Source organism: Agarivorans albus (assembly GCF_019670105.1).
Classification (GTDB): domain Bacteria; phylum Pseudomonadota; class Gammaproteobacteria; order Enterobacterales; family Celerinatantimonadaceae; genus Agarivorans; species Agarivorans albus.
Genome location: NZ_AP023032.1, coordinates 349,991 through 364,954, shown reverse-complemented (window position 1 = coordinate 364,954; position 14,964 = coordinate 349,991). Strand labels below are relative to the sequence as shown.

At 45.2% G+C, this 14,964-nt stretch carries 17 protein-coding genes; 4 read left to right on the top strand and 13 right to left on the bottom strand.

Annotation, left to right across the window (positions count from 1 at the left end):
• Positions 1-48: 48 nt before the first annotated feature.
• On the top strand, positions 49-1,398 hold the full coding sequence (gene gorA / locus K5620_RS01680; RefSeq protein WP_016399762.1) for a glutathione-disulfide reductase: 1,350 nt from the start codon (positions 49-51) through the stop codon (positions 1,396-1,398).
• A 185-nt stretch (positions 1,399-1,583) separates the two neighbouring features.
• Entirely contained in the window at positions 1,584-2,807 is a 1,224-nt protein-coding gene (gene gltS / locus K5620_RS01675; RefSeq protein ID WP_016399764.1) for a sodium/glutamate symporter, read from the top strand.
• Positions 2,808-2,869: 62 nt separating this feature from the next.
• Here gltS and K5620_RS01670 read toward each other — a convergent pair whose 3' ends face one another.
• The 3 genes from K5620_RS01670 to K5620_RS01660 form a co-directional block, all read right to left on the bottom strand.
• Entirely contained in the window at positions 2,870-3,637 is a 768-nt protein-coding gene (locus tag K5620_RS01670) for a PEP-CTERM domain protein (protein ID WP_016399765.1), read from the bottom strand.
• 311 nt (positions 3,638-3,948) lie between these two features.
• Positions 3,949-5,073, bottom strand: a complete 1,125-nt coding sequence (locus K5620_RS01665) for a M14 family metallopeptidase (RefSeq protein WP_016399766.1) — start codon at positions 5,071-5,073, stop codon at positions 3,949-3,951.
• Between the two features lie 105 nt (positions 5,074-5,178).
• Positions 5,179-5,868, bottom strand: coding sequence for a hypothetical protein (locus K5620_RS01660; RefSeq protein ID WP_016399767.1), 690 nt, complete (start codon positions 5,866-5,868; stop codon positions 5,179-5,181).
• Positions 5,869-6,103: 235 nt separating this feature from the next.
• On the opposite strand from K5620_RS01660, the gene ylqF reads away from it, so the two are divergent.
• Positions 6,104-7,048: a ribosome biogenesis GTPase YlqF gene (gene ylqF, locus K5620_RS01655; protein ID WP_016399768.1), complete on the top strand. Its 945-nt coding sequence runs from the start codon at positions 6,104-6,106 to the stop codon at positions 7,046-7,048.
• Positions 7,049-7,126: 78 nt separating this feature from the next.
• Here the strand turns inward: ylqF and K5620_RS01650 are convergent, their stop codons facing one another.
• From K5620_RS01650 to nudE, 3 genes are all read right to left on the bottom strand, one after another.
• Positions 7,127-7,534: a c-type cytochrome gene (locus tag K5620_RS01650; RefSeq protein ID WP_016399769.1), complete on the bottom strand. Its 408-nt coding sequence runs from the start codon at positions 7,532-7,534 to the stop codon at positions 7,127-7,129.
• A gap of 185 nt (positions 7,535-7,719) precedes the next feature.
• Positions 7,720-8,535 (bottom strand): 3'(2'),5'-bisphosphate nucleotidase CysQ, encoded by an 816-nt coding sequence (cysQ, locus tag K5620_RS01645; RefSeq protein WP_016399770.1) that lies wholly within the window; start codon positions 8,533-8,535, stop codon positions 7,720-7,722.
• A gap of 1 nt (position 8,536) precedes the next feature.
• Positions 8,537-9,103, bottom strand: coding sequence for an ADP compounds hydrolase NudE (gene nudE, locus K5620_RS01640; RefSeq protein ID WP_016399771.1), 567 nt, complete (start codon positions 9,101-9,103; stop codon positions 8,537-8,539).
• A gap of 75 nt (positions 9,104-9,178) precedes the next feature.
• On the opposite strand from nudE, the gene yrfG reads away from it, so the two are divergent.
• Complete coding sequence (gene yrfG, locus K5620_RS01635; RefSeq protein WP_016399772.1) at positions 9,179-9,841, top strand: GMP/IMP nucleotidase; 663 nt, start codon at positions 9,179-9,181, stop codon at positions 9,839-9,841.
• A gap of 47 nt (positions 9,842-9,888) precedes the next feature.
• Here yrfG and K5620_RS01630 read toward each other — a convergent pair whose 3' ends face one another.
• Genes K5620_RS01630 through gspH form a run of 7 tightly spaced genes read right to left on the bottom strand, consistent with a single transcriptional unit; the run spans position 9,889 to position 14,961 of the window.
• On the bottom strand, positions 9,889-10,644 hold the full coding sequence (locus K5620_RS01630; RefSeq protein WP_016399773.1) for a type II secretion system protein N: 756 nt from the start codon (positions 10,642-10,644) through the stop codon (positions 9,889-9,891).
• Positions 10,641-11,111 (bottom strand): type II secretion system protein GspM, encoded by a 471-nt coding sequence (gene gspM / locus K5620_RS01625; RefSeq protein ID WP_016399774.1) that lies wholly within the window; start codon positions 11,109-11,111, stop codon positions 10,641-10,643. The genes K5620_RS01630 and gspM overlap by 4 nt, the downstream gene beginning before the upstream one ends.
• On the bottom strand, positions 11,108-12,310 hold the full coding sequence (gene gspL, locus K5620_RS01620) for a type II secretion system protein GspL (protein ID WP_016399775.1): 1,203 nt from the start codon (positions 12,308-12,310) through the stop codon (positions 11,108-11,110). Before gspL ends, gspM begins: the two co-directional genes overlap by 4 nt.
• Positions 12,307-13,296 (bottom strand): type II secretion system minor pseudopilin GspK, encoded by a 990-nt coding sequence (gene gspK, locus K5620_RS01615; RefSeq protein WP_016399776.1) that lies wholly within the window; start codon positions 13,294-13,296, stop codon positions 12,307-12,309. The genes gspL and gspK overlap by 4 nt, the downstream gene beginning before the upstream one ends.
• Positions 13,296-14,015 (bottom strand): type II secretion system minor pseudopilin GspJ, encoded by a 720-nt coding sequence (gene gspJ, locus K5620_RS01610; protein ID WP_016399777.1) that lies wholly within the window; start codon positions 14,013-14,015, stop codon positions 13,296-13,298. The genes gspK and gspJ overlap by 1 nt, the downstream gene beginning before the upstream one ends.
• On the bottom strand, positions 14,015-14,377 hold the full coding sequence (gene gspI / locus K5620_RS01605; RefSeq protein WP_040306579.1) for a type II secretion system minor pseudopilin GspI: 363 nt from the start codon (positions 14,375-14,377) through the stop codon (positions 14,015-14,017). Before gspI ends, gspJ begins: the two co-directional genes overlap by 1 nt.
• Positions 14,374-14,961, bottom strand: a complete 588-nt coding sequence (gene gspH / locus K5620_RS01600) for a type II secretion system minor pseudopilin GspH (RefSeq protein WP_016399779.1) — start codon at positions 14,959-14,961, stop codon at positions 14,374-14,376. Before gspH ends, gspI begins: the two co-directional genes overlap by 4 nt.
• Positions 14,962-14,964: the final 3 nt, after the last annotated feature.

Below are 14,964 nucleotides of genomic sequence, written 5' to 3'. Positions count from 1 at the left end.
TACAGGCTATACTGCTGCAAGTTTTCGGCCCCTATTCGGAGTACCTTAATGAGAGAATTCGACTACCTATGCATTGGTGCAGGCAGTGGCGGTATCGCCTCGGCAAATCGTGCCTCTATGTATGGACAAAAAGTTGCCTTAGTTGAAGCCCGCCACGTTGGCGGCACCTGTGTAAATGTGGGTTGTGTACCCAAAAAAGCCATGTGGTTCGGCGCTCAAGTTGCAGAAGCCATTCACCGCTACGCTCCAGACTATGGCTTTGATGTTCAGGTAAATAAGTTCGATTGGTCTACGCTAGTGGCGAGCCGCGAAGCCTACATTAAGCGTATCCATGGCTCTTATGACCGCGTGTTAGGCAATAATGGCGTGACCGTTATCAACGGCTTTGCCAAGTTTGTCGACGCTAATACTGTTGAAGTAAACGGCGAACAAATCCGCGCAAAACACATTCTTATTGCTACCGGTGGCCGACCGACGATTCCTAATATTCCTGGCGCCGAGCTAGGCATTGATTCCGACGGTTTCTTTGCTCTTACCGAGCAACCCAAGCGAGTATTGGTGCTAGGTGCTGGTTATATTGCGGTTGAGCTCGCTGGCGTATTGCACTCGCTAGGCAGCGAAACGCATTTAGCCGTTCGCAAGCATGCTCCGCTGCGTAACTTTGATCCTATGCTAAGCGAAACCTTAGTGGAGATAATGGCCGAAGACGGGCCAACATTACATACCAATAGCACGCCAAAAGCTATTGAAAAACAAGCTGATGACAGCCTAGTTGTGAGCTTTGAAAATGGTAATAGCTTGCAAGTAGATAGTGTAATTTGGGCAATTGGCCGTGAACCCGCCAATGACAAAATTAACCTAGAAGGCATTGGTGTTGAAACCGATGAACGTGGTTACATTAAGGTTGATGAGTACTCAAATACCAACGTTGCTGGCGTTTATGCCGTAGGTGACAATATCGGTAAAGTTGAATTGACTCCTGTAGCAGTAAAAGCTGGACGCTTATTGTCTGAGCGTTTATTCAATGGCCAAACTAACGCGAAAATGGATTATGACTTAATCCCTACCGTAGTATTTAGTCACCCAGCCATTGGCACCATCGGTTTAACCGAGCCAGAAGCTATTGCTCAATACGGTGAAGATAACGTAAAAGTGTATAACTCTAGCTTTGGAGCCATGTACACCGCCGTTACGCAACACCGCCAAGTAACCAAGATGAAACTAATCTGTGCTGGCGAAGAGCAAAAAGTAGTAGGTCTTCACGGCATTGGCTTAGGCATGGATGAGATCTTACAAGGCTTTGGTGTAGCCATGAAAATGGGCGCAACTAAGGCTGATTTTGACGCTTGTGTCGCGATTCACCCCACTAGCGCAGAAGAGTTTGTAACTCTTCGCTAGTACATAAAAGGCTAAGCATAATAATGCTTAGCCTTATTTTTGCCGCTGATTTGTTCTGCCCCCTCGCTTTACCCTTCCGATTTACCTTAAATCTTCAGCAATTGTTAACAATAAAACCCTCACACATAGCAAACCGCCAACTACACTAAATAAATAGGTCGATTTCTTTGTAAGGCTTTGAATATATGGACACTGTTTATTCAGTTGGAGAACTGGAATCTTTTCTTGTGGCCCTTACCGTATTGTTTATCGGGCGCATTATTTGCCACTATGTGGCCATCCTCAAAAAGTACAACATTCCCGAGCCAATTGTTGGCGGTTTAGTGATAGCCATTGTAATAACTGTACTTAAAATGCGCGGTATTGAGCTTAGTTTTGCGCTGCCCTTGCAAGACACCCTAATGCTAATGTTCTTCGCAACCATTGGCCTTGCTGCCAACTACAAATTACTGATTAAAGGCGGCAGGAAAGTCTTTGTTTTCCTCGCTATTGCTTCACTGTATATCGTGCTACAAAACGGCTTGGGTGTAGTACTAGCTACTTTGCTTGGTTTAGAGCCTATGATGGGTTTGTTCGCCGGTTCCATTACGCTCTCTGGCGGGCACGGAACAGGCGCAGCTTGGTCCCAGATCTTTGCCGATGAATACAATATTCAAACCTTAGAGTTTGCCATGGCCGCCGCCACATTTGGATTAGTGATGGGCGGAATTATCGGTGGCCCTGTTGGCCAACGGCTAATTAACAAAAAGAACCTAGAGTCACCCTTCTCCAAGGGAAAAAGCCACCACAAAACCCACCCGGATTTAGTCACTTATAGCCGCAAAGAAGAAGATTTAGTTACCCCAACATCAGTGATCGAAGTGCTATTTTTGTTACTGGTTTGCGTGGTAATGGCCAAGATAGCCAAAGGTTTGGAAACCGAACTTGCCCTCTCTTGGCTGAAAATGCCTGATTTTGTATACGCTTTGTTTTTTGGGGTACTGATAGCCAACGCCAGCGAGTTTAGTGGCCGCTATGAAATTAACCACGAATGTGTCGACTTACTTGGCACACTCTCTTTATCGCTGTTTTTGTCGATGGCTTTAATGAGCTTAAGACTCTGGGAGATTTTTGATTTAGCCTTACCACTACTCATTATCTTGCTCTGCCAAACCATTATGATCGCCCTGTTTGCTAGCTATGTTAGCTACCGCTTTATGGGAGGAGGTTATGACTCTGCAGTAATCGCTGGCGGGCATTGTGGCTTTGGCTTAGGAGCTACCCCCACGGCGGTGATGAATATGAGTGCGCTAGTGTCTCGCAATGGCCCTTCACCACCAGCATTTATGGTGGTACCCATTGTTGGAGCCTTCTTCATCGACATTGTGAACCTGATAGTGCTACAAACTTATATTAGCTTTCTTAGCTAAGAAATTAGCCAAACAGGCAATAAAAAGGAGCTCTATTGAGCTCCTTTTTATTTTGATGTTTACTAGCTTGTTTTACGTCTAATCCACGCTAAACCCGCTAATGACAACAACATAATAAGCAAGGTTTGCGGCTCTGCAACTGTGGCATTAATTACCTGAATAGAGGTACGTGCCAACACTTCATCCTGCGGTCCAAAAGCGGTTAATGCAAAATCAAATATACCTACTTCTGTAGAAACAAAATCGATAGGGGCAAACTCCATGTTCCATGAGTTTTGCGCCAAGTTATACACACTGAGCAAACTAGCGTAATTAGTTGGGTCTACCAAACCTCCACCATTGCCAGTGCTGTTATCGCCTAAAGCGTTGTCAGAGTTCGATACATTGACCGGATCGAAACCAATAAAGTTAGTGGCCGCGCTAGGGTCAAAATCAATTTCTAACAAATATGAAAGGCTATCTAAGGTCCCACCGCTACCATCAAAGTTGCTGTTTATCGACCATTCAAAATTCCAAATGGCGGTAGCCAGAGAACCCGGTGCAAAACCAAAGCCTGTAGGAGGTGCAATGTTGTCGAATTGGTAAGTACCATCACCGTTGCTATTAAAGATATTCTGCGGGTTATTAAACTCGTCAAAACGTAGCTTTGCTCTTAAGCCCAACTCGATGCCATTTTGTCGATCAACGGTAAAAGCACCGTTAGCATTACCACTTCCAAATATCACATCGTTAGTTACATTTTGGTCATACATCACTGTAGCTGTAGCCGTTTGCGTTAAAAGCAAAAGACCGAAGCCAATACTAACCATGCTTGCTTTTATTATTCTCATTTAGCACTCCATGCGGTTTGTTAGATGTTCTGTTACAAGAGCTTTGCATGCATAAATTGCTCCCACGAAAGGAACTGCATACTTTTCATGAAGTTAGATTCAACGTCATTATTTATTTACAAATCAAACAGTTATATTTGTATAGATATTTGACAAACATTAGATAGATGCATAGTGAGCTTGCTCACAATTTGATGGCCTATCAATGAACAAAGCCGAGAAAAGATGATTGGCGTGATGATTTATCGCAAGTGAACAGTGTAAAAAAAGCCGACAAGCACCCAGCTACTAGCCAGGTGCTCATAGTCTATTTAAAGTTTGGCTAGGGTTTGCTTTATTGGGAATAATACATCGCAACCTAGCTGCATTGCGCGCTCCGGCGACCAGCCAAAGGCTTCGTCGGGCATGTCGGCATTGTCTTTAAAAGGCATTTCGATGGTGTAAGACAGGGTTTTAAACTGTTCGCCTAACCATGCCGCCGCAATGGTTAAGTTAGCCTGTCCAGGCTCGTCTTTGGCATAACCATGGGTATCTTGAAAATCAGGAGATATTGCCATAAACGCCTCTTTAAAGGTGTCTTCGAGCAGTTTGTGGCGCTCATTGTAAGAAGGAATACCTTCACATCCCGCTACAAAGTTATAGGGTAAATCTTCATCGCCATGAATATCTAAAAACAAGTCTCCACCTAGCTCGAGCATTTTCTCTCTCACTAGAAACACTTCGGGGCTGCGCTCCATAGTAGGATTCTGCCATTCTCGGTTTAGGTTAGCCCCCACAGCGTTGGTTCTTAAATTCCCACGAACCGAACCATCGGGGTTCATATTAGGCACCACATAAAACACGGTGTCTTCTAACAGCTTCATTGCTAGGGGATTGTCTTGGTCCAGCAAATTGCCTAACAAGCCTTCAACAAACCATTCGGCCATGGTTTCACCCGGGTGCTGACGGGCAATCACCCAAACTTTATGTTTAGCGTTCTCAGCATCGCCTACACTAAGCAAACTCATATCTCGGCCATCTAAGGTTTGCCCTAAGGTTGTGAGGTTTACCCGATAATCCTGCTGCATGGTATGCAGTAAATCCTGATGGCGCTCATAACTGTAAGGCGCGAAGTAGGCAAAATAAACGCTAGGCTGCTCCAATAGCAAAGAGAAGTGTAATTGCTCGCCATCAAAGTCGGTATCAATTCTAAACCACTCTTCACGGTCGTAAGAGGCGACAACTTGATAACCTTGCCAGCCTTTAGCGTAGGCAGATTGGCCCGCGTTGAGCAGAGAAAAACGATATTGTTTCTCCAACGGCCCTTCAAAACGAAAGTGAAACCATTGGAAAAACTCCGATTGATTATCGTGCTTTATCTCTAGTTGAATATTTTGAGGATCATTGAGTTCTACAACTCGAATATTGCCACTATCAAATTTATCGCTGATATACATACTTGCCCTCACAGCAAAGTTAATCGATTTTCTGGCAGTATAGCGCTTAATAGGCAACAAAAAAGGAGCATTAAGCTCCTCTTATTAACTCGGCCAGCTAATGGTCTATTCTTCAGTCAGTTCAACAATTCTAAAGTAACGAACATCTAGATTTTTATCTAGATTGATAGTGCTTTCCACAGTTAAAGACTCACCTTGCTTCGGAGGCACTTCCCCAAAATCAATAGTATGTTGGAAAACTTGCTGACCAGTTTGATCAATAAGCACTAGTGCTAAAGCCTGCTCAAGGGGGCCTTCGGCCAATAACTGATAACTAATTGCCACTTTTTTACCCATATCGTCAGAGGCTTCAAAAAAAGCTGAGCGTATATTGCTTTGGTCAGTAGCGATTAGCGTATTAAAGGCGAAAATTCGTAGCTCTGGGTGATTCTCTTTATTCAGATCAAAGTTGTTGCGGCGCTCTATCAACAAGGCTTCCTTGAGCTGACGGTTTTGATCTTCAATGATTTTGAGCTCGGCCAAGCTATCGTCATAATCATTTTTTACTTCATTGTAAGTGGGTAACACTGCCATCAAAGAGAATACCGCACTAAAACTCACAATGCCTAAACCAAGGCTAATCCAACGATAGCGCCGAAGGTGTTTGTAGCCTTTTTTATAATGCTTATGACGAGCTTTATGATGCTCATAGCGGGCTTGTAAGCTGATGCCGGAACGATGATTGGCAGATGTGTGCTGCTCCACCGGCTGCTGAGGTTCCAAATCAATATCACTAGGTAGTTCACTGCTAGACATTATCTCTTCCCTAAGATTGTCCTTTTACACTGCTAGCGATAACAAACCAGCAGTTGAATTAATCGATGCTAAAACCATAGCAGCTAGTTGCAAAGAATACTGAAAGATTTTTCTATCTGCTTAATAAATGTACTTAAATAGAGCGATATGAACTAATAGTTCGATCACAAAGCGCTACACTTTAACAATTTAGCAAGTACAATGAGCGCCAATTACGCAGTTGAGGTGGGATAAAATGGCTATTCAATGGTATCCAGGGCATATGCACAAGGCCCAAAAACAAATTAAAGAAGTGATGCCTAAAATCGATTTAATCATCGAAGTATTGGATGCGCGTATTCCCTACAGCAGCGAAAACCCAATGGTAGCTAGCCTGCGTGGCGACAAGCCTTGTATAAAGGTTCTGAATAAAAGCGACTTAGCCGACCCCAAAACTACTGCCCTTTGGCAAGAATACTTTGAACAAGAGCAAGGTGTAAAAGCGATCCCTCTATGCACCATTCAAGGTAATCAAACCCAAGACTTACTTAAGCTGTGCCGAAGCATGTTGCCTAACAAAGGCGGCGTAGATAAACCTATTCACACCATGATATGTGGTATTCCTAACGTTGGTAAGTCTACCTTAATTAATGCCTTAGCCGGCCGCCAAATAGCCAAAACCGGCAACGAGCCAGCTGTAACTAAGGCGCAACAGCGGATCCGCTTAGATGGCAATATTATCCTCTCGGATACACCGGGTATTTTGTGGCCAAAGTTCGATAACGTAGCCAGCGGTTACCGCTTAGCAGCCACCGGTGCAGTTAAAGACACCGCTATGGAATACGATGATGTTGCCGCCTTCGCCTGTGAGTACTTGTTACAAGCCTACCCAGAGCAGCTTAAGGCACGTTATAAACTCGAAGAATTACCAGAATCTGAAGTTGTATTGATGGAAGAGATTGGTCGTAAACGAGGCTGTTTAGTGCGCGGCGGACAGGTTGATTATGTTAAAGCAGCCACCATTATTCTTAATGAATTACGCGATGCCACCATTGGTCGTATCACCCTAGAAACGCCTGAAATGGTTGCGGTAGAGAAAGTAGAAACCGCTAAAATTGTGGCAGAAAAAGAAGAGCGTAAAAAGATGGTGGAAGAGTTACAAAAAGTTAAGAAGCGACAACGCCGCCGAAAAAACAGTTAAGCACTTAAGCGGCTATCATTTTGCAGTACAAACAAAAACACCACGCAATGCGTGGTGTTTTTTGATTTAAGCGTTCGCTTACTCAATCATGTAAGCAATAGCCGCTTTAATTTCATCTTCACTACAGTCGCCACAAGTACCTTTTGCTGGCATTGCGTTAAAGCCCTTCCAAGCATGGTCGAACATAGTTTGATCACCTTGGGCAATACGTGGTGCCCAAGCTGCGCTGTCGCCTTTCTTCGGTGCGCCCGCAGCGCCAGTACTGTGACAAGCAGTACAGAAAGTATTATAAACCGCGTCGCCAGCACGAGGACCGCTTGAAGCAGCAGGTGCTTTGGCAACTTCTAACTCGCCATCTAGATAAACTTCACCCACTGGCTTAATACGCTCGGCAATCGCCTCATCAGACATATCAGCCGCAAAAGCATTCGGCACAATTGTTAAGCAAATAGATAGTACCAGTGTTTTCCAGTTCAAAAGCTTCACCCTTATCTCTCCTCATCGTGCCTACTGACCGCAGTATTAGGCATCCTTGTCATTATTGGCAAAATTATACCCGCTATTACCTTGAGGTTAAACCATTGTAAAAACGAATATTAGCCAGATGTGTCCGAGTTGTTAGCTAAACGAGTTTAAAGCGGCCAAGGCTTGCTAGTTTAGCTTTGTGCCCACTAACTGGGATTTTTTAATATGTCGCGCCACGGTAATTGTGGATCACCCAAAGAGATAAAGTTAGGGTTTTCTAAAGATTCTCTTTGGTTGTAGCTTAGCTCGCGTAGATGCAAATCTAACAAGGTACCGCCTGCTTCTTGCAAAATAACCTGCGGAGCACCAGTATCCCACTCGCCGGTTGGCCCTACCCGTATATAACAATCCGCTGCACCTTCTGCCACCATGCAACTTTTTAAACTGGCACTGCCTAGTGGGTACAACTTGTAATGATAGTTACAGTTTAATATTGCCTGCAGCAAAGCTGGACGCTGAACGCGGCTCGTCGCTACACGAATATGCTCCGGCTTATCGGGATAATGGCGACTTTTTATTGAAGTACGTGTACCGTTTTGCTCTTTAAAGGCGCCGTGGCCTTTTACCGCAGCATACAAGATTTGCACAATGGGTCCGTACACTACGCCAAGCACTGGTTGGTTATTTTGGACTAAGGCAATCTCGGTGGCAAAATCGCCACTACCAGAAACAAACTCTTGAGTACCATCAAGCGGGTCAACTAACCAATAACATTGCCAAGCTTCTCTGTCCGCTAAGCTAATATCGGCTTGTTCTTCAGATAAAATCGGGATCTCTGGGGTAAGCTTGCTAAGTGCGTCCATAATGTAATGATGCGCAGCATAATCCGCCGAGGTTACCGGCGTAGCATCATCTTTTACTTCGCTAACAAAATCACCTTCTTCATAGATTTTACGAATAATTTCGCCAGCACCACGAGCAATTTCAATCACCTCTGACAACACACTAGCAGGGTCTATCATCCTATATACTTCTCACCTTGTTCTGCTTTAACCATTTCTCAAGGAGTAGCAATGACGCAACACTACGCGCTTCAGAAAAGGCCGGATTTGCGTACAAATTATCTATCTCATCAAGTGGTAGCTTTATCACTTCTAAGGGTTCTGGCTCATCGCCTTCCAACACACTGGGCTGCAAACCCTGCGCTACATACACCGACATATGACTAGAGAAATATCCCGGTGCTACCGATAACTCGGTGAGTAGTTGCAAATCTTGTGCTTTAAATCCCACTTCTTCTTGTAATTCACGATTAGCGGCATCAATAGCAGCTTCACCACGATCGACCAAGCCTTTAACAAAGCCTAGTTCATAACGCTCTGTTCCGGCGGCATATTCACTAATAAGCAGCAGTTCATTTTGTTCGGTAATCGGTAATACCATTACCGCACCCTGCCCTGATCCCACTAAGCGTTCATAAATCCGTCGTTCGCCGTTGCTAAACTCGAGGTGTAATTCTTCAATTTTGAAGAAACGACTTTCGGCAGCAATGGCGCTGTCTAATAATCGAGGCGGATGATGCTTGCTCATCTATCTTCCTGCTATCATTAACTTAATGTCATTGTTACATTGCTGTTAGAAGCACTCAAGGATTAGCGACTAAGAATGTTTGACTGGACTAAAATCGATACCGTTTTATTAGATATGGATGGCACTTTATTAGATCTGCATTACGATAATTACTTCTGGATGCACTATCTGCCTATCTCCTTCGCCCACCAAAATAACCTGAGTTTAGATGAGGCGCGCGAGCGTTTGTTCGCCGACTACGAAACAGTGTCTGGCACTCTGGATTGGTATTGCTTCGATTATTGGAGCAATAAAACCAATATTGATATTCGCAACTTGAAAACAGAAGTTGAACATAAGATTCAGTGGCGAGACGATGTAAAACCCTTTTTAGAAGCACTAGCTACAACTGGGAAAAAACGGGTATTGCTAACTAACTGTCACCCCGACGGGCTAACAACCAAAATTAAAGTAACCGGCCTAGATCAATACCTTGATACATTGTTTAGTGCCCACCAGTTTGGTTATCCCAAAGAAGATCCCAAGCTTTGGCAGGCTTTAATAGAGCACCACCCCTTTGACCCAGAACGAACTTTGTTTATTGACGACAACGAGACCGTGCTCGATCAAGCCAACAAATTTGGCATTAAATATCTGTTGGGGATCAATAATCCAGACTCAAAACAAGCCAGTAAAGAATTTACCCACTTCCCGTCTATTGATGACTACCATCACTTTACTAAAGAGCTATTAGGCTAGCAGGATTAAGCAAACAAAAAAGCTAGCTCTAAGAGCTAGCTTTTACTTTAGCGAGGCAGGCGGCCTTGTTGCTTAAAGCGATAAAAGCCTTGGGGGTCTGGGCGACCTATGTACTTAAGGTTACCACTCATGGTTTGGGGCATTTCAGCACCCGCTTTTATTTTGCCTTCGGCCAACCAATTAGGCTGTCCAACAGAGGCTAGCAATTCCAGCTCAAGCTGAGGGTCGCTATGGTTGAGCTGAATAGTAGGTTGCCCTTCATTACAGCTTAGCTCTGCATTTGCGTTATCTAAGCGTAATTCGCCTAATGGGGTACCAATTAGCGGCCCTAGCCAAAGAAGTTGCCCGGCTAATTGCTCACACCAAGGGCTGCCTTGGCTGGCTTCGGCCAGGTTTAATTGAATATCGCCTTCAATAGATAAGGGCAGCGGCATTGGCACCTGTTCAACCACCCAACTGGCAGGGGCTTCTAATTGCCAATCTTTGGCATACCAACCGGAAAAGCTCAAACCTACTTGCCCTTCTCCATGTAGCTCTTGGCCAGTACCAAGCTGCACGTCAGCAGCAATTCGCCCCAACAATAAGGCGCTTGGTTTCAACTGCCAATTTACTTGGTTTAGGCTTAAGTTTGGCGTATCAACACTGATTAACTTGCCATTCCATATGCTGCCGCTGGGATGATTAAGCGCAATGCCCTTTGGTAACGGTGCATAATTTAGTACCACAGCCAGGGGCGTGGTAACTACCAAACTAACCAAATACACCAATATAAGTAATAGCGCTAAAGCGAGGTACTTCTTCATTCAGCTTTTCCTAAACGTAAACGTCGAACACCAACAATGCCTTCTTGTTTACCTTCATCTAAATCTACGTTTTCAACAATAATGCCATAGCGTTGGCTTAGCATTTTCAACCAAGTCATTAACTGATTAAATGGCACACTTTCAATCCACACCTCTACCTCATCACCCTTAGGTTGAATACGGCTGATAGTAATGCGCTGCTGGCGAGCCGAACTACTCACGGCCTGGCTTACTTTTACTTCACTGCTAGTTTGTTGAGGACGCCCATTAGCAATAATCACGGAGCCTTGTTGCTGGGCCCACTCTAAAGTTTGCTGCTGGCTAGCCAAGCGCTGTTTAGCTTGAGCATTAGCATCGGCTATTGGTGACCAAATGCCCCAATACAAAACGGCTATTGCCACTAATACCGCGGCAGCCGTAACCAGGTTTTGCTCACGCTTATTTAAACTTTGCCACCACTGCTTCATGACGCATTCCTTATGACTAGAGTGCCAACCACTGCACCTGCTTTGTTGCTCAAGGTACCTTGCTCACTCTCAAAAGGTTTAACCGACTGACGAAACTGCTCAAAGGTTTGGAAGTTTTTAGCTTGCGCCTGCAAGCGTATTTCACCCTTTTTGTGGTCATAGCGCAGGCTAATCGGATTCAGATCTTTGTTTTTATCAAAAGCAGTAGACAGATGAATCATCATCTTCAAAAAGTCTTGCTCAGGGGCCTCGCCAATGCCTGCAAGAGCTTTACGAAAATCACTACGGATCCGGCTGTCACGAACGCGTGAAACTTCAGGAAATACTCTTTTGTAAACAGTTCGAATGTTTTCATCAACACTGGCTATTTGTTGTTCTGTTTTGTGGGTATCAATAAGCTGATAAGCCAAGGCCAATACAAAACACACTCCGGCGGCAATCGCCACTTTTCGCCATTGCAACCAAAGTTGAGCAAGAGGGTTAGCCGCAGCATACGGCCCTTGTAACAAATTAAGCTTGGCTTTTTTAGCACCATCACTTAATAGCTTCATCGGCAGTTCCGGTGCTCGAGCCTGCCATTCAACGGTATCATTTTCGAGCTTAGCAGCCGGGCTGTAATGCTGAATGACTAGTTCAGGATACTGCTTTGCGATAAGTGGGAAAGCAGTGGCTAACCACGCTTCATCTATGCTCATTACCCGGCCATCAAAGAAGCGCAACAACCATTGTTGGTTAAGCTGAATGGCTGTTGCTTGGCCTTCTTCGGCTTCAGGTAAACATAGAGCATCAACACACCAGGTTTGGCTTTCTATGCCAGCAGTTTCAAGCATGTCTAGCCAGCTTTCCATTTGCTGATGGCTTACGCAGGCAACCTCAATGCTATCTTTGCCTTTTTCGAGCAAGCAAATATGTAGACTGTCGGGATCTTGTGCCAACTGCTCTTCGAGCATAAAAGGCGCAACCTGCTGCCATGAGCGCTGTGCCGACTTAGGTAAATCTAAGCGGTGCTGGCTAATATCACTGGCCGGAATTAATACGATAACTCGGCGCTGTTCGGCCTTTTCCTGGAGTAAACCTAACTCGGCGCTACTGGCCAATTCACCGGCAGCAATAAGCTCCTGCTCGCTGTCGGACCAAACCATCCAGTTAATGACTTCTTTGCCGGTGCTCGGCAGGCGAATGATGAGTTGTTCGTTCACAGTTGGTCTCCGTAAGAGCGTCTAATCACTTTAAGATCAGAAGTACCACTGCGCTGAATAACACTGGTCATTTGTGCTTGTCCTTGTTCATTTTCCACTAACAATTGCGCCTTAAAGTAGTTCGATTGCAAGGCCAATGTTTGCTGTAAACCCGGCTGGGTAAGCGGGATCCCCGCTAACGCTGGATGAGTCATCATCTCATCCAAGGTACGATACCCCTCATCGGGACGGTCATTCAAGACCTGCAGTGCGCCGGTGTTATCCAGATCAGGATAAAATAGCGCTTCTAAAAGTTGCGGCTGGTCTGCAGCTACAGTATTCACATTTACCGCTAACCCAGTTTCAGGTATCGCACAGATAAAAGGTGCAACCCGGCGATATATTCCTGCAGTAACACCATAAACCGCTCTAAACTCACTTTTATCTACCATCGGCATATTCGCTGGCAGATAAGACGGATTTAAGCCTTCATATACACCGTCTTCTGCACCTTGTGGCAACGGTATGGTATCTGCGTCAATCCAATCCCTAGTTGCATCAGTTATTTGCTCTGCGCTATAGGCATCAACACCTACCGCCACCAACAAGCCAATAAACTGATCAGCCACTTTAGGCGGTTGCCCGTCAGTTTTATTCGGCTGCCCTAGAGCATTTAGATTAAAACAGGCCTGCATATCAACAATGTGACCTTTAATCACCGAATCTTCAACCGGGAACACCATTCCTTCGGTGGCCCAATACTGGCCAAGATGCACCCGATCATCATCTTCTAAATCTTGCTTTATCACCTTTAAGGCAAAAGCTTCGGCGCCTGATAGCATCCAGTTTGAGCGCAGCGAATGCTGTAAGTTAGTCGCTCTAGCTAAATCGAGTTGCAAGCGCTGACTAAACTGTGCAGCCACCACAACCATTACCGCCAAAATTAGCATTACGGTAAGCAGTGCTACGCCACGTTGGCGCTGAGGGCAAGCATGAATACTCTGCATTATGAGCCGTCCGGATCAGGTTGGCTGCCAGAGTTATTGTTGCCATTGTTGGTGCCCGAATCACTACCACCTTGGTTGGTGTTACGATTGGCGTCTTCTTGGGCCTGGCTGGCAACCGCCGCACGGCTGCCTTCGGGGCTTAAAAACACCCTGCGTAATTCACCATAATCTTTATGCCGCAAGGTCACTTCTACCGCACGCGGCAGTTGGTTGCTATCTGATACTTGCTGGCTCCAACCACTGGAACCATGAAAACGGAAATTGAGTTCTTCAACATCGCTAAGCAACACCATCTCGCGTGGTTCGTAACCCACAACGGCATCTGGGTGGTTGTAAAAGCGTTTAATCAATTTTTCGTCTTTTAGTAAATAAGCTACGCGTTGCAGTTGCGAACGACGAATCACCGACTGCGGATTACGCCAGCCTAACACTAGCATTTCTATGCCCATGTCATCGCTTTCTAACAAATACTTCTCAGCTATGATTAAGGGGCGCTGTTCTTCGGTTTCATCCCTCACCGAACGCGGTGCCAGCTGAGTAAAATCGCGCTGCATAAAAAACATTGCGCGTTGCAAGGCTTGTAGGCTTTCGCCATGGCGCTGCGAAATCTCATCGCTACGCATAACCCCTTGCAAAACTTGGTAAGCAGCCATAGTAAGCAAAGCAAAAATAACAATTGCCACCAGCATTTCTAATAAGGTAAAACCGCGCTGCTTCATCAACGGCTCACATAGCTGGTTATTTCCGCCAAGGCAGCTTTTTCCTCGGCATTGCGATAAACCGAAATAGTCACTGCCACAAAATTAGGATCGCCAGTGGCTACCCCTTGAGAGCGCCAATGCCAATCAGTATCGCCAAATTTAGTGGTTCCTTTTCGACTAGACGTGCCGGGCCAGGTCTTACTGAGCTTAAGCTCGGCCATTTGATTGTCGGCAATCCATAGAGCAAAGGTTTTATCTTGAATGTAAGATAAACTGCGCAAGTTTTCTGAGGCACTTTTCATAACAGCCGTACCAGCTATGGCTAGCACCGCTAAGGCCACCATCACTTCTAGTAAGGTCATACCCCGTTGCTTGTTCATTGCTCTTGATCTCGAGCGATGGTGAGCTGACCTAAATCATCACTGCTCACTTGCCAGCGATTAAGGCTATCTTCATAAGCAAACACCAGTTTAAAGGGCGTCACTTCACCACTACTTAGCAGCAATACTTGCGGTACTATGGTTTGTTCAACTTCCTCGGTAATGAAGTCTTTTTCAAACAAACCATCACCTTCGAAACCTAAGGTACCACTGCCATAACCTTGTTCTTCGAGCTCCACATTTTCTAGGCTTAACTCTAGAAAATACGGTTCTTCAAATACTTTCTCTTTAAATATTCGGTCATTAAGTTTTACCCAGCGCTGTTTCTCCATCCGCACAAACTGGTACTTTTCGGCATCACTGTAAACGCCATAATCATAGCCAGTAAGCAGCGCCTGCTCTTGGGCATATTGAACAAGAGCAGCTAAACGCTTGGCTTGCTGCTCAACGATCTTTTGCTCGCTCGAACCCGATACTGACATAACAACCGAATAGATACCCATCGACATTAATAGCAATACCAAAATAACCTCCAGCAAGGTAAAACCTTGCTGGCGATTGCGATGAGCTAAGCGAGACCTCATCAA

Coding starts and splice junctions, on each gene's coding strand:
- ylqF (WP_016399768.1), top strand. CDS start 6,104: ATGGCTATTCAATGGTATCCAGGGCATATGCACAAGGCCCAAAAACAA.
- K5620_RS01670 (WP_016399765.1), bottom strand. CDS start 3,637: ATGAGAATAATAAAAGCAAGCATGGTTAGTATTGGCTTCGGTCTTTTG.
- yrfG (WP_016399772.1), top strand. CDS start 9,179: ATGTTTGACTGGACTAAAATCGATACCGTTTTATTAGATATGGATGGC.
- gspJ (WP_016399777.1), bottom strand. CDS start 14,015: ATGAAGCAGCGCGGTTTTACCTTATTAGAAATGCTGGTGGCAATTGTT.
- gltS (WP_016399764.1), top strand. CDS start 1,584: ATGGACACTGTTTATTCAGTTGGAGAACTGGAATCTTTTCTTGTGGCC.
- gspK (WP_016399776.1), bottom strand. CDS start 13,296: ATGCAGAGTATTCATGCTTGCCCTCAGCGCCAACGTGGCGTAGCACTG.
- nudE (WP_016399771.1), bottom strand. CDS start 9,103: ATGAGCAAGCATCATCCGCCTCGATTATTAGACAGCGCCATTGCTGCC.
- gspI (WP_040306579.1), bottom strand. CDS start 14,377: ATGAACAAGCAACGGGGTATGACCTTACTAGAAGTGATGGTGGCCTTA.
- gspH (WP_016399779.1), bottom strand. CDS start 14,961: ATGAGGTCTCGCTTAGCTCATCGCAATCGCCAGCAAGGTTTTACCTTG.
- gorA (WP_016399762.1), top strand. CDS start 49: ATGAGAGAATTCGACTACCTATGCATTGGTGCAGGCAGTGGCGGTATC.
- K5620_RS01665 (WP_016399766.1), bottom strand. CDS start 5,073: ATGTATATCAGCGATAAATTTGATAGTGGCAATATTCGAGTTGTAGAA.
- K5620_RS01630 (WP_016399773.1), bottom strand. CDS start 10,644: ATGAAGAAGTACCTCGCTTTAGCGCTATTACTTATATTGGTGTATTTG.
- gspM (WP_016399774.1), bottom strand. CDS start 11,111: ATGAAGCAGTGGTGGCAAAGTTTAAATAAGCGTGAGCAAAACCTGGTT.
- K5620_RS01660 (WP_016399767.1), bottom strand. CDS start 5,868: ATGTCTAGCAGTGAACTACCTAGTGATATTGATTTGGAACCTCAGCAG.
- cysQ (WP_016399770.1), bottom strand. CDS start 8,535: ATGATAGACCCTGCTAGTGTGTTGTCAGAGGTGATTGAAATTGCTCGT.